A 13,063-nucleotide genomic window follows, 5' to 3' on the forward strand; every position below is an offset into this window, starting at 1 on the left:
CTACGCCGCGGCCTGCTCGCGCGGCTGGGTGATCGCGATGTGCCAGCAATGCGCCAGCGGCACGCCGTTGCCGAGCACCAGCGCGTCGAGCTCGACGAAGCGATGGCCCTTCTTGTCGTAATTGCCGATCACCTTGGCGCGCGCCGTCAGCTCGTCGCCGATCTTGCCGGCTGAGAGCAGCTGCATCCTTGTGCCGACATGGATCCACGGCCCGAGGATCGCATTGTCGACCAGTACCTTGTTCATCACCCGCGGCAACAGGCCGGGATGGCCGAGGCCTTCGCGCAGATAGATCGGGTCGGTCTCCCTGATATCGGCAAGATAGTCCTTCGCGGCATCGCCGGACCAGTCGCGTGGGATGGTGCCGAGCCATTTGCCCTCTTCATAGGACGACGCGCTGACCGGCTTGCGTTCGGCGACCGCGGCGACCTGCTTATAATCGTCGAGCGCAAATTTCGGCGCTGACGCCGGCAGCGATGCGGTGCCGGTGGCGCAGAGCTCGGCGCGGCTATGGAGCTCGATCGTGAGCCCGTTGCCGGTCTCCCGGCCGGTCAATTCGGCGATCTCGCCGTCATAGACCGGCTTGACGAAGCGCGCCTCGATCAGGCCGCGTTCGAGGAAATCGCGGCCCCATCTCTCGACCGGCAGGTGCATCATGTAGGCCATCACGTCGACGCCGGGCACCAGCCCGCCGGAAAAGCCGAATTTTTTCGCAACCGTGTCGTCGTGGATCTTATTCTCCGAGAGCTTTGACGTGTTGTGCGCCTCGACGCGGTAGGTCAGCGAAGCCTTCGAATCCATCGGGTTTCCCCTTATTTCGGTGGTTTTTCTCGGGCAATCGTAGTCGAACCGGGCACCGAGACAAGTCTCTCGTTCTGCTCGCAATTTTCCGCCCGATGGAGTACACGCAGGCCGCGCTCTCCAACTCTTGAATCGATGACTGAAACCCCTGCTCCCACCCGCATTTATGTCGATGCCGACGCCTGTCCGGTGAAGGACGAGATCTATCGCGTCGCGATCCGGCTCGGCGTGCCGGTCAGCGTGGTCGCCGGCAATTTCGTCCGCGTGCCGCAGGATCCGCTGATCGAGCGCATCGCCGCCGGTTCGGGCATGGACGCTGCCGACGACTGGATCGCGGAACGCGCGCATGCGGGCGATGTCGTGATCACCGCGGACATTCCGCTGGCGAGCCGCTGCGTCAAGGCCGGCGCCGATGTGATCGCGCCAAATGGAAAACCGTTCACGGAACAGTCGATCGGCATGACCTTGGCGATGCGCAATCTGATGACCGATCTGCGTTCGTCGGGCGAGATCACCGGCGGGCCGAAATCCTACTCGCCGCGCGACCGCTCGACATTCCTGTCGGCGCTCGACCAGACCATCCGCCGCATCCAGCGCCGCCGCGCCGAGCAGGCGTCGGCGAACGGGGGTTAGCGATGGCTCCGCCTCCTCTCATCCAGCTCAAGGACATCAGCCTGACCTTCGGCGGCACGCCGCTGCTGTCGGGCGTCGAGCTGTCGGTCTCCGCGGGCGAGCGCGTCTGCCTGATCGGCCGCAACGGCTCCGGCAAATCGACGCTGCTGCGGATCGCGGCCGGGCTGGTCGAGCCCGATGCCGGCAGCCGCTTCGTGCAGCCCGGCGCCACCATCCGCTATCTGCCGCAGGAGCCTGATTTCGGGGAGCACAAGACGACGCTGGCCTATGTCGAGGCCGGGCTTGGTCCCGGCGACGACCACTACCAGGCGCGCTACCTGCTCGAACAGCTTGGTCTCAGCGGCGAGGAAGACCCGGCGCATGTCTCCGGCGGCGAGGCGCGCCGCGCCGCGCTGGCACGGGTGCTGGCGCCCTCGCCCGATATTTTGCTGCTGGACGAGCCGACCAACCATCTCGACCTGCCGACCATCGAATGGCTCGAGGGCGAATTGGAGAGCCGGCGCTGTGCGCTGGTGCTGATCAGCCACGACCGCCGCTTCCTCACCAATCTGTCGCGCTCGACCGCCTGGCTCGACCGCGGCCGGATCCGGCAGATCGAGCGCGGCTTCGGCGCCTTCGAGGAATGGCGCGACGAGGTGCTGGCGGAGGAAGAGCGCGAGCAGCACAAGCTCGACCGCAAAATCGTCAATGAAGAACACTGGCTGCGCTACGGCGTCTCCGGCCGCCGCAAGCGCAACGTCAAGCGGCTCGGCAACCTGCATGCGCTGCGCGACCAGCGCCGCAATTATCGCGGCGCCACCGGCAACGCCACGCTCGCCGCCGCCGAGGCCGACAAATCCGGCCGCCTGGTGATCGAGGCCAAGAACATCGCCAAGGCCTTCGGCGAGCGCAAGATCGTCGACGGCTTCTCGACCAGGATCCAGCGCGGCGACCGCGTCGGCATCGTCGGTCCGAACGGCGCCGGCAAGACCACGCTGGTGCATCTTCTGATCGGCAACGATCCGCCGGATTCCGGCTCGGTGCGGCTGGGCGCCAATATCGAGATGGCGACGCTCGATCAGCATCGCGAGAGCCTCGATCCGAAGCTGACCTTGGCCGAGGCGCTGACCGGGCGGCCGCGGCGATCATGTGATGGTCGGTGACAAGTCGAAGCACGTGATCGGCTACATGAAAGACTTCCTGTTCGCGCAGGAGCAGCGCGGCACGCCGCTGGAGGCGCTGTCCGGCGGCGAGCGCGGCCGGCTGATGCTGGCCCGCGCATTGGCCAAGCCGTCGAACCTCCTGATCCTGGACGAGCCGACCAACGACCTCGATCTCGAAACCCTCGATGTGCTCGAGGACATGCTCGGCGACTACGAAGGCACGGTGATCCTGATCAGCCACGACCGCGACTTCCTCGACCGCGTGGTGACGTCGGTGGTGGTGCCCGAAGGCCAGGGACGCTGGATCGAATATGCCGGCGGCTATTCCGACATGCTGGCGCAGCGCGGCGCCGACGTGAAGCGCGAGACAGTAAAGGCGGACGCCCCGACAGACGAGAAGAAGGAAGCGAGGGCCGCGGCCCCTGAAGCCGCGCCACGGCGCCGGCTGAGCTTCAACGAGAAGCACGCGCTGGAGACGCTGCCGAAGACGATCGACAGGCTGCATGCCGAGATTGCCAAGCAGCAGAAGCTGCTCGACGATCCCGATCTTTATGCGAAGGATCGCAAGACATTCGACACCGCGTCGGCCGCGATCGCCAAGGCGCAGCAAGAGCTCGCCGCCGCCGAAGACCGCTGGCTCGAGCTCGAAGTGCTGCGCGAAGAGATCGAACAGGCGTAAGCGCAATGTCCCCAGTCGTCATTGCGAGGAGCGGAGCGACGAAGCAATCCATCCTTCCGCATATGCGGCCCGATGGATTGCTTCGCTTCGCTCGCAATGACGAAAACTGAATGGAGTAGCCCATGACCACGCCCCTCGCCGCCAAGATCGCCAAGGACTACGGCACGCCCTGCGCCGTGATCGACATGGACCGGGTCGAGCGCAACATCGCGCGCATCCAGAAAGCCTGCGACGAGGCCGGTGTCGCCAACCGGCCGCATATCAAGACCCACAAGAACCCGATGCTGGCGCAGCTCCAGATCAAGGCCGGCGCCAAGGGGATCACCTGCCAGAAGCTCGGCGAAGCCGAGATCATGGCGGATAGCGGCATCGATAACATCCTGATCAGCTACAATCTGCTCGGCGACGAGAAGATGGCGCGGCTCGGCGCGCTGCAAGCCAAGGCCAACGTCACCGTCGCGGCGGATAATTCCGTCGTGGTCGCCGACCTGCCGAAGGCCGCAGCCGCCTCGGGGCGTCCGCTCTCGGTCGTGGTCGAATGCGACACCGGCCGCAAGCGCGCCGGCGTCGAGACCCCGCGTGAGGCGATCTCGCTGGCGCGCGAGATCGCGGCCTCCAAGGGTCTGACTTTCGCGGGCTTCATGCTGTACCCGACCGAGACCGGCTGGGCCGATGCGCAGACATTCTACGACGAGGCGCTGGCCGGCGTGCGCGCCCACGGCCTCGATGCAACAATCGTGTCCACCGGCGGCACGCCGAACCTGAAGAATCTCGGCAGGCTGAAAGGCGGCACCGAGCATCGCTTCGGCACTTACATTTACAACGACCGCATGCAGGTCGCGGCCGGCGTCGCGAGCTGGGACGATTGCGCGCTGCATATCTATTCCACCGTGGTCAGCCGCGCCGGCCCCGAGCGCGGCATCCTCGATGCCGGCTCCAAGACGCTGACCTCGGACACCGGCGGGCTCGAGGGCCACGGCCTGATCCTGGAACATCCCGAGGCCAAGATCGCGCGCTTCGCCGAGGAGCACGGCTTCCTCGACCTCTCCCGCAGCAACACCCGGCCTGACGTCGGCGACGTCGTGCGCATCGTGCCCAATCACGTCTGCGTCGTCGTCAACATGATGGACGAGGTCGTGATGGTGCGCGGCGACCAGATCATCGGCGCGTTGCCGGTGACCGCAAGGGGCAAGCTGCGCTGACTGATCGCCCGCGCATCCTTCGAGGCTCGCTCCGCTCGCACCTCAGGATGACGCTCTCTCGAAGCCGTCACACCCGCGCAACGGCGAAGCCGTTGTCGCTGGAGGTGCCGTAGCGCAGCGGAGGCCTCGAAGTGCGACGGCGGGCTGCGCTCCACCCATCCGAATCTACCCCCGGATCAGCGCTTGCAGCTCCTGGTCCAGCGCCGCGCGAAACACCTCGATCGGCCGCGCCAGGCGGCCGGCGGGCGGACGATGCACGACCCAGGCCCGGACCGCGGCCTTGAACCCCTCGATCCTGACCACCTTAAGCCGGCTGCGCAGCGCGCTCCGCTTCAGCGCGACCGGCGTCACGACGCCGATGCCGAGCCCGCGCGCGACCAGCGACAGCCGGAGCTCGCTGTCGAGCGCCTCGACCGCGACGTTGAACGGCAGATGCGCGGCTTCGAACTGACGCTTCAGCGTCTGACGGAAGCCGCAGCCGTCCTGGTTCATCACCCATCCCATGCGCGACAGCCATTCGAGGTCGGCGGATTTCGGCAGCTTGATGTCGCGCGCGACGACGAAGATGACCGGCTGCGCGCCGAGATCGTCAGCGGCGAGGTCCGACGGCGGCACGGCACCATCGGGAATGCAGATCGCCGCGGCATCCAGCTCGTTGCGCGACACCGCGTCGATCTGGTGCGGCGACAGGCCCGCCACGACGCGCACCGCGAGCGCGGGAAATTCCGCGCGCACCGCGTCGAGCGGGCCGGCCAGTCCCGCCTCCGACAAATACGGCGTCAGCCCAAGCCTGAACTCGCCGCGCACCACGCCGTCATTGGCGACGCCTGACTTGAGATCGTCGAGCATCCGCAGCAGGCGGCGACCCTGCTCGTAGGCCTCGATGCCGGCGGCCGTCGGCTTCAGCGGCTTCGACAACCGGTCGAGCAGCTGCGCGCCCAGCATCTCCTCGAGATTCTGGATCCGCCGCGTCACGCCGGGCTGGGTGAGGTTCAACCGTGACGACGCCGCGACGATCGATCCGGTCTCCACCACGGCGACGAACGCCACGAGGTCATGCGTGTTCATAACAATCTCGCATATTCTTCATTAGCTTATTTGAATTGTAGCATATTAGGCCGATCCCCTAAAGGGGGCCTCGCCACGTCCCTGCGAGGTCCCATGACCATTTCCGAAGCCTCCAAACTCTCCCCGGCGCGCACGACCTCCGTGCGTCCGCTGATCTGGATCGGCGCCATCACCACCGGCACCGTCGTCACCAACCTGTTTGCGCCGCAGATCCTGGTTGGCCTGATCGGCCGCTCGCTCGGCATGACCCCGCTGGAGGCCGGCCTGATCTCGACGCTGACCCTGCTCGGCTACGCGCTCGGGCTGCTGTTGCTGGTGCCGCTGGTCGATCTGGTCGAGAACAGGCGGCTGATCCTGCGCACGCTGGCCTGCGCCATCGTCGCCGCGATCGGCACCGCGCTGGCGCCGACGCCGCTGATGCTGCTGGCCGCCACCTTCATTCTCGGCGCCTCCTGCGCCGCGATCCAGATGGTGGTGCCGCTGGTGGCCTCGATGGTGCCGCCGGAACGGCGAGGACAAGCGATCGGCGACGTCATGAGCGGCCTGATGATCGGCATCCTGCTGTCGCGGCCGGCGGCGAGCCTGATCGCGGACAGCTGGAACTGGCGCGGCTACTATTTCACATCGGCCGTGCTGATGACGGCGCTCGCCTGCGCGCTGGCGCGTACGCTGCCGACGCTGCAGCCGGCGGCGAAGGTCAGCTACGGCGCGCTGCTGCGTTCGTTTCCAAGGCTGCTGCGCGAAGAGCCGGTGCTGCGCGTGCGGTCTTGGACCGCGGCGCTGGTGATGGCGTCCTTCACCGCGTTCTGGGCCGCGATCGCGCTGCGGCTGCCGGAGGCGCCGTTCAAGCTCGACGCCAGGGGGATCGCGCTGTTCGCCCTGATCGGCGTCGCCGGGGCGGCCGCGACCCCGATCGCCGGGCGATGGGGCGACCGGGGCTTTGCACGGCCGCTGCTGATCGTCTCGCACCTTCTCATCGTCGGTGCGGTCATCCTGTGCGCCTGGGCGGGCATGATCGAGTCGCGGATCGCGGCTCTCTCGTTGCTGGGCGTCGGCGCCATCCTGCTCGATTTCGGCATCACGACCGACCAGACGCTTGGCCGGCGCGCCGTCAATTTGCTGCGGCCCGAGGCGCGCGGCCGGATCAACGGCCTGTTCGTGGCACTGTTCTTCATCGGCGGCGCGGTCGGCGCCGCCGCGGCATCGGCGGCGTGGAGCTTTGGCGGCTGGACAGCGGTCTGCGCGGTCGCCGCGGCGTTCGGCGTGCTCGGGTTCGTCACCGACATCGCGACGAAGGTGGGGTCAGAATGAATTGTCCGATCCCAAGGATGGGTGGAGCGGAGCGATACCCATCATTTCGTTACGCGGACCAAGTCGATGGGTATCGCTACGCTCCACCCATCAACTTCAACCAATTCAACGCGCCCTTCCCGGCGGCCACGCCGGTCGCGAACGACGCCTGCAACAGGTAGCCGCCGGTCGGTGCCTCCCAGTCAAGCATCTCGCCGGCGGCGAAGACACCGGGCAACCGCCGCAGCATGAAATGCGCGTCGAGCTCGCTGAACGCGATCCCGCCCGCGCTCGAGATCGCGCGATCGATCGGCGCGATGCCGGTGAGTTGCACCGGAAGCGCGTTGATCAGCTGCGCGAGCTCTGCCGGCGAGAACGATGTCAGCGGCCGGCCGGACGCAATCGCCGCCTCCTGCATCAGGCCGATGCCAACAGGCGAGACTTGCGCCGCCTTGCGCAGGAAATTCGCGAGCGATTGCTTGCCGCGCGTCCCGCACAGGCGGGTGGTCAGCGCGGCGGCGTCGAGGTCCGGCCGCAGCGCGATCGTCAGCGTCGCCTGCCCGATACCCAGCACCGCCTCGCGCAACTCGGCCGACAGTGCATAGATCGCGCCGCCCTCGATGCCGGTCTGGGTGATGATCGCCTCGCCGCGGACCGTATGCGGACCGATCGTGAGAGCGACACCCTTGAGCGGCTGCCCCTCAAACCGGTCGCGGAAGATGTTCGACCACGCGACGGTGAAGCCGGAATTGGCCGGTCGCATCGGCGCCACGGCAACGCCCTTCGCCGCAACGAACTCCGCCCACGCACCGTCCGAACCGAGCCGCGGCCAGCTCGCGCCGCCGAGCGCGAGGACGGTCGCATCGGCCTTGATCGCATGCGGGCCATCCGGCGCCTTAAACAGCGGTGCGCCCTTCGCATCCCATCCGATCCAGCGATGCCGGAATGCGAATGCCACCCCCGCGGCATCGAGCCGCCGCAACCAGGCGCGCAGCAAAGGCGATGCCTTGAACGCCTCGGGAAACACGCGGCCGCTGCTGCCGACAAACGTCGGCTGGCCCAACGCCTCGCTCCAGTCGCGCAACGCATCCGGCGGAAACGCCTCGACCGCAGCCTTCAGGCGCGGCATCGCCTCGCGATAGCGATTGAGGAAATCCGGTAGCGGCTCGCTATGGGTGAGATTGAGCCCGCCGCGGCCGGCCATCAGCAACTTGCGGCCGGCCGACGGCATCGCGTCGTAGACGGTCACCTTTGCACCGCCGGCCGCAAGAGTTTCCGCCGCCATCAGGCCGGCAGGTCCGGCTCCGATGACGGCGACATGACTGGCGGGGGGTGATGGCATGCTGTGAGTGTAGGCCCAGCTCGGCGCCACAACAAAAGGTGTCATTCCGGGATGGTGCGTTAGCACCAGACCTCAGGTGCACAATTGTGCACCGGGGAATCTCGAAGTTCTCGGTGCGCAATTGCGCACCTGAGGGTTCGATGCTTCGTATCGCCCCGGAACGACTCGACCTACAGCTTGATCCCAGCCCGCGCGGCGGCCTGGGCGACGTATTTCTGCGTCTGCTCGAAGGCGCCCTGCAACGCTTTCGCGGTCGACATGTCGCTGATGTCAGCGAAGTGCGCGGCAACGCCGTCGGGCGTCCATTCCGACTGCGGCAGGTTGACGCCTTCGGTCTCCAGCACCCGGATGACCGCGAACGAGCCGGCACCGGCGCCCATGATGGTGCGGGTCGGCGCGTCCTCCGAGAGCAGGAATTCGACCGCCGGCGTGATCGCCTCCGGCTTCATCAGTTGCAGCGCCTGCGGCGGCAGCAGCTCCTCGGTCATGCGGGTCGCCGCGGTCGGCGAGATGGTGTTGACCTTGATGTTGTTCTTGCGGCCCTCTTCGGCGAGCACGTTCATCAGGCCGACCATGCCGGCCTTCGCCGCGCCGTAGTTGCCCTGGCCGAAATTGCCGAACAGGCCGGACGACGAGGTGGTCAGCACGATGCGGCCGTAGTTGCGCTCGCGCATGCCGGCCCACACCGCCTTGCAGCAGTAGAAGGTGCCGGTGAGATGCACGTCGAGCACCTTGGCCCAGTCGGCGACCTCCATCTTGGCAAACGACTTGTCGCGCAGGATGCCGGCATTGGCACAGAGCAGATCGACGCTGCCCCATTCATTGGTGGCGCGCTCGACCATCGCGGTGACCTGCTCGAAGTTCGAGACGTCGGCGCCATCGGCCATCGCGGTGCCGCCGGCCTTGCGGATCTCCTCGACCACGGCCTCGGCCGGCGACAGCGAGCCGCCGGTGCCGTCGCGCGCGCCGCCGAAATCGTTGACCACGACCTTGGCGCCGCGGCTGGCAAGCCCCAGCGCATGCGCCCGCCCAAGACCGTTGCCCGCGCCGGTGACGATAGCGACGCGTCCGTCAAACCTGATTGCCATGCTTGTCCGTCCTGCTTACTTCCCTTCTCCCCTTGTGGGAGAAGGTGGCGCGCGCAGCGCGCCGGATGAGGGGTTCTCTCCACGGGATGCGCGCGCGGAGGGAGACCCCTCACCCGGCTTCATCTCGCTCCGCTCGATTTCGCCACCCTCTCCCACGAGGAGAGAGGGAGCCTGCCCGAGCGGCATGAAAAGGTTGGGGACTTTTGAGCAGCGATGGATCGCCGGGTCAAGCCCAGCTAGGAGAAGCCGGCACGGCCGCGCGGCGCACTAGACGTCAGGGGTCATCGACCCGCAGGGTTTCAGGCTCTTGATCAGGTGCCCGTTCCAGCACTCGTGATGTTCCTGGGCGTGGCTGATCAAGCCAATCACCAGCAAACCGACCACGACAAGTCCGGCGACGAAGTTCTGCACCATGGCTGCCACTCCCCGGGGCCGCACCGCCTCAAGCGAGCATCATGGACATCGGGGAACACAGCCGTCAATGCGCGACTTGGATCAGATCAACTCGCTCCACCTCTCCCGCGTGCAGGAAAGGTGGAGTTACTCAGCAATCAATCAGCTGAAATAGATCAGGCCGAGCCAGTCGGCGACCAGGGCGGGCTTGTCCTCGCCCTCGATCTCGACCGTGACATTGGTGCGCGACAGCAGCTCCTTCGGCTTGCGCAGCGTGGCTTCCGCCAGCACGAAACGGCCGCGCACGCGCTTGCCCGACCGCACCGGCGAGATGAAGCGCAGCTTGTCGAAACCGTAATTGACGCCCATCGCGGTGCCTTCGAGCACCGGCATCACCTCGTAGGACATGATCGACAGCAGCGACATCGTCAGGAAGCCATGGGCGATCGTGGTGCCGAACGCGGTCTCCTTCTTGGCGCGCTCGGGATCGACATGGATGAACTGGTGATCCTCGATCACGTCGGCATAGGTATCGATGCGGCCCTGGTCCAGCAGGTGCCACGAGGAGACGCCGATCTCCTTGCCGACCATGCCCTGGTAGGTTTCCAGCGACACTGGCGGCTTCTTCCAGACTTCGTTCATTGCTAACCTCCGCTAACCGGAGGTCCGCACCTTCTGCAGCTCCGGAAATTCTTCCTCGCGGAACTCTATTCCGCGCAACGCATCGCTTCTGACATCGTCATGTTCGAGCCGGCGCAACTGCACGCGACGGATTTTGCCGGAAATCGTCTTGGGAAGTTCGGCGACCAGCTCGATCTTGCGGATGCGTTTAAACGGTGCGAGCCGCGTGTGCAAATGCTTGAAGATCGACAGCGCCGTCTCCGGCGAGCGCTCCACACCGGACACCAGCAGCACATAGGCCTTGGGGACCGCGAGCCGGATCGGGTCCGGGCTCGGCACCACGGCGGCTTCGGCCACGGCGTCATGCTCCAGCAGCACGCTCTCCAGCTCGAACGGCGAGATGCGGTAGTCGGAGGATTTGAACACGTCGTCGGTGCGGCCGACGAAGGTGAGATAGCCCTCGTCATCGGTGAACACGACGTCACCGCTGCGATAGATCTCGCCGTCGGTGCCGAGCAGCCTGCCGTCGTCGCCCTGATAGCCCTGCATCAGGCCCGCCGGCCGGTCGGCGCCGAGCAGCAAGGTCACCTCGCCCTCCTTGGCGGGGTGACCGTCATTGTCGGTCACCTGCACGCGATAGCCCGGCAGCGGCCGGCCCATCGAGCCGACCTTCACCTTCTGTCCCGGCGAATTGCCGGCCAGCGCCGTGGTCTCGGTCTGGCCATAGCCGTCGCGGATCGTCAGCCCCCAGGCCGATTTGACCTGGTCGATGATCTCGGGGTTGAGCGGCTCGCCGGCGCCGCAGACCTCGCGCAGCGAGACCTTGAAGCTTGCCAAATCTTCCTGGATGAACATCCGCCACACCGTCGGAGGCGCGCACAGCGTGGTGACGCCGCAGCGGCCGATGATCGCGAGCAGTCCTTTCGCCTCGAAGCGCGGCTGGTTGGCGATGAAGATCGTGGCGCCGGCATTCCACGGCGCGAAGAAGCAACTCCAGGCATGCTTGGCCCAGCCCGGCGAAGAAATGTTGAGATGGACGTCGCCGGGCTGCAGCCCGATCCAGTACATGGTCGAGAGATGGCCGACCGGATAGCTGCGCTGGCTGTGCCGCACCAGTTTTGGCTTTGCCGTGGTGCCCGAGGTGAAATAGAGCAGCATCGGATCGTCGGCCTTGGTCGGGCCATCGGGCGTGAAGGCTTCGGGTGCCTTCGCTGCATCCTCGAACGGCAGCCAGCCCTCATTGGCCTGCGTCGCGCCGACCACGATGCGGACCAGCTTGTCGCTGCCAAGGCCCACGAATTTCGCGACCTGATCCTGCGTCGCGACCACCGCCTTCGCCTTGCCGCGATCCAGCCGGTCGCGCAATTCGTCGGCGGTGAGCAGCGTGGTCGCGGGGATCACGACGACGCCGAGCTTCATCGCCGCCAGCATGGTCTCCCACAGCGGCACCACATTGCCGAGCAGCAGCAACAGATGATCACCGCGCTTCAGCCCCTGCGCGCGCAGGAAATTTGCCACCTGGTTGGAACGGCGCGACAGCTCAGCGAAGGAGAGCCTGCTCTCGCTGCCGCTGGCCGCATCGACGATCCACAGCGCCGCGCGGTCGCGGCTCTCGACATTGCGCGCCAGCTCGGCGTCGAACCAGTCCAGCGCCCAGTTGAACGGCACCGGATCCGGCCAGCGAAATCCCTTCACCGCTGCGTCGTAGTCGGTGCGGTGCTTGAGCAGAAAGGCGCGTGCGTCCTGAAATGTGGTCATCTTCTTCCGAGCCCGTTGATTGGCAACCAGCGTCACCTTCAACCGTAGCCCGGATGGAGCGGAGCGCAATCCGGGGCGGTCGCGCCGGTTGATAAAGCTGCTCCCGGATTTCGCTGCGCTCGATCCGGGCTACGCGAGAAGCAGCTATTTCCCAGCGAGGCTGCGAACGTGCTGGATAATTCCGGAAAAGTCGACCCCGCCATGGCCCGACGCGTCGAAGGTCTTGTAGAGCTCCTGCGCATGCTTGCCGAGCGGCGTCACCGCGCCGGCAGCATTGGCGGCATCCTGGGCCAGCGTCAGGTCCTTCACCATCAAATTGGAGGCGAAGCCCGGCCTGTAGTCGTTGTTGGCCGGCGAAGTCGGCACCGGACCGGGAACCGGGCAGTAGGTGGTCAGCGACCAGCATTGCCCTGACGAGGTCGAGGCGACGTCGAACAATGCCTGGTGCGACAGGCCGAGCTTTTCGGCCAGCACGAAGGCCTCGCCGACCGCGATCATGGAAATGCCGAGGATCATGTTGTTGCAGATCTTGGCCGCCTGCCCCGCGCCGCCGGCACCGCAATGCACGATCTTCTTGCCCATATTGGCCAGCATCGGCTGCGCCGCCGCGAACGCCTTCACCTCGCCGCCGCACATGAAGGTCAAGGTCGCGCCCTTGGCGCCGCCGGTGCCGCCGGAGACCGGCGCATCGACTGAAGCCATGCCGTACTTGGCGGCGAGCGCATGCGCCTGCTTGGCGCTCTCGACGTCGATGGTCGAGCAGTCGATGATCAGCGCGCCCTTGGCCATCGCGGGCAGCACTTCGCTCCAGACGCCGAGCACATGCTTGCCGGCCGGCAGCATGGTGATGACGACGTCGGCGCCCTTCACTGCAGCCACGCCGCTCTCGGCGATCGCGGCGCCATCGCTTTTGGCCTGATCGCGCGATGCGGCGACCAGATCGAACGCGGTCACCTTGTGGCCGGCCTTGACCAGATTGGCCGCCATCGGCCCGCCCATATTGCCGAGCCCGATGAATGCGACGTTTGCCATGGGAAGTCCTCCGC

At 66.5% G+C, this 13,063-nt stretch carries 11 protein-coding genes and 1 pseudogene; 4 read left to right on the forward strand and 8 right to left on the reverse strand.

Annotated elements, in window-relative coordinates:
- Complete coding sequence (locus tag ACVW17_RS30520; RefSeq protein ID WP_456755314.1) at positions 1 to 801, reverse strand: hypothetical protein; 801 nt, start codon at positions 799 to 801, stop codon at positions 1 to 3.
- Between the two features lie 135 nt (positions 802 to 936).
- On the opposite strand from ACVW17_RS30520, the gene ACVW17_RS30525 reads away from it, so the two are divergent.
- The 3 genes and pseudogenes from ACVW17_RS30525 (at position 937) to ACVW17_RS30535 (ending at position 4,457) form a co-directional block, all read left to right on the forward strand.
- Positions 937 to 1,434, forward strand: a complete 498-nt coding sequence (locus ACVW17_RS30525) for a YaiI/YqxD family protein (RefSeq protein ID WP_456755315.1) — start codon at positions 937 to 939, stop codon at positions 1,432 to 1,434.
- A 2-nt stretch (positions 1,435 to 1,436) separates the two neighbouring features.
- A pseudogene (locus tag ACVW17_RS30530) lies at positions 1,437 to 3,255 on the forward strand (ABC-F family ATP-binding cassette domain-containing protein).
- A 122-nt stretch (positions 3,256 to 3,377) separates the two neighbouring features.
- Positions 3,378 to 4,457 (forward strand): D-TA family PLP-dependent enzyme, encoded by a 1,080-nt coding sequence (locus ACVW17_RS30535; protein WP_456755317.1) that lies wholly within the window; start codon positions 3,378 to 3,380, stop codon positions 4,455 to 4,457.
- Between the two features lie 165 nt (positions 4,458 to 4,622).
- Here the strand turns inward: ACVW17_RS30535 and ACVW17_RS30540 are convergent, their stop codons facing one another.
- Positions 4,623 to 5,525, reverse strand: coding sequence for a LysR family transcriptional regulator (locus tag ACVW17_RS30540; protein WP_456755318.1), 903 nt, complete (start codon positions 5,523 to 5,525; stop codon positions 4,623 to 4,625).
- 93 nt (positions 5,526 to 5,618) lie between these two features.
- Between ACVW17_RS30540 and ACVW17_RS30545 the strand changes: the two genes are divergently transcribed.
- Positions 5,619 to 6,836 (forward strand): MFS transporter, encoded by a 1,218-nt coding sequence (locus tag ACVW17_RS30545; RefSeq protein WP_456755319.1) that lies wholly within the window; start codon positions 5,619 to 5,621, stop codon positions 6,834 to 6,836.
- Between the two features lie 76 nt (positions 6,837 to 6,912).
- Here the strand turns inward: ACVW17_RS30545 and ACVW17_RS30550 are convergent, their stop codons facing one another.
- The 6 genes from ACVW17_RS30550 to mmsB all read right to left on the reverse strand — a co-directional run bounded on the left by ACVW17_RS30550 (position 6,913) and on the right by mmsB (position 13,049).
- Positions 6,913 to 8,157, reverse strand: coding sequence for an NAD(P)/FAD-dependent oxidoreductase (locus ACVW17_RS30550; RefSeq protein ID WP_456756562.1), 1,245 nt, complete (start codon positions 8,155 to 8,157; stop codon positions 6,913 to 6,915).
- Positions 8,158 to 8,327: 170 nt separating this feature from the next.
- Positions 8,328 to 9,245: an SDR family NAD(P)-dependent oxidoreductase gene (locus tag ACVW17_RS30555; protein WP_456755320.1), complete on the reverse strand. Its 918-nt coding sequence runs from the start codon at positions 9,243 to 9,245 to the stop codon at positions 8,328 to 8,330.
- Between the two features lie 267 nt (positions 9,246 to 9,512).
- Complete coding sequence (locus tag ACVW17_RS30560; RefSeq protein WP_249136630.1) at positions 9,513 to 9,659, reverse strand: hypothetical protein; 147 nt, start codon at positions 9,657 to 9,659, stop codon at positions 9,513 to 9,515.
- A 141-nt stretch (positions 9,660 to 9,800) separates the two neighbouring features.
- Positions 9,801 to 10,280, reverse strand: a complete 480-nt coding sequence (locus tag ACVW17_RS30565) for a MaoC family dehydratase (protein ID WP_050418862.1) — start codon at positions 10,278 to 10,280, stop codon at positions 9,801 to 9,803.
- Between the two features lie 12 nt (positions 10,281 to 10,292).
- Positions 10,293 to 12,017, reverse strand: a complete 1,725-nt coding sequence (locus ACVW17_RS30570) for an AMP-binding protein (RefSeq protein WP_456755321.1) — start codon at positions 12,015 to 12,017, stop codon at positions 10,293 to 10,295.
- A gap of 144 nt (positions 12,018 to 12,161) precedes the next feature.
- Positions 12,162 to 13,049: a 3-hydroxyisobutyrate dehydrogenase gene (mmsB, locus tag ACVW17_RS30575; RefSeq protein WP_456755322.1), complete on the reverse strand. Its 888-nt coding sequence runs from the start codon at positions 13,047 to 13,049 to the stop codon at positions 12,162 to 12,164.
- Positions 13,050 to 13,063: the final 14 nt, after the last annotated feature.

It is taken from the genome of Bradyrhizobium sp. USDA 4473, from assembly GCF_054063335.1.

What these genes read in the sequence shown, in the direction of transcription:
- ACVW17_RS30520 (WP_456755314.1), bottom strand. Translation starts at nt 801, where the DNA reads ATGGATTCGAAGGCTTCGCTGACCTACCGCGTCGAGGCGCACAACACG.
- ACVW17_RS30525 (WP_456755315.1), top strand. Translation starts at nt 937, where the DNA reads ATGACTGAAACCCCTGCTCCCACCCGCATTTATGTCGATGCCGACGCC.
- ACVW17_RS30535 (WP_456755317.1), top strand. Translation starts at nt 3,378, where the DNA reads ATGACCACGCCCCTCGCCGCCAAGATCGCCAAGGACTACGGCACGCCC.
- ACVW17_RS30540 (WP_456755318.1), bottom strand. Translation starts at nt 5,525, where the DNA reads ATGAACACGCATGACCTCGTGGCGTTCGTCGCCGTGGTGGAGACCGGA.
- ACVW17_RS30545 (WP_456755319.1), top strand. Translation starts at nt 5,619, where the DNA reads ATGACCATTTCCGAAGCCTCCAAACTCTCCCCGGCGCGCACGACCTCC.
- ACVW17_RS30550 (WP_456756562.1), bottom strand. Translation starts at nt 8,157, where the DNA reads ATGCCATCACCCCCCGCCAGTCATGTCGCCGTCATCGGAGCCGGACCT.
- ACVW17_RS30555 (WP_456755320.1), bottom strand. Translation starts at nt 9,245, where the DNA reads ATGGCAATCAGGTTTGACGGACGCGTCGCTATCGTCACCGGCGCGGGC.
- ACVW17_RS30560 (WP_249136630.1), bottom strand. Translation starts at nt 9,659, where the DNA reads ATGGTGCAGAACTTCGTCGCCGGACTTGTCGTGGTCGGTTTGCTGGTG.
- ACVW17_RS30565 (WP_050418862.1), bottom strand. Translation starts at nt 10,280, where the DNA reads ATGAACGAAGTCTGGAAGAAGCCGCCAGTGTCGCTGGAAACCTACCAG.
- ACVW17_RS30570 (WP_456755321.1), bottom strand. Translation starts at nt 12,017, where the DNA reads ATGACCACATTTCAGGACGCACGCGCCTTTCTGCTCAAGCACCGCACC.
- mmsB (WP_456755322.1), bottom strand. Translation starts at nt 13,049, where the DNA reads ATGGCAAACGTCGCATTCATCGGGCTCGGCAATATGGGCGGGCCGATG.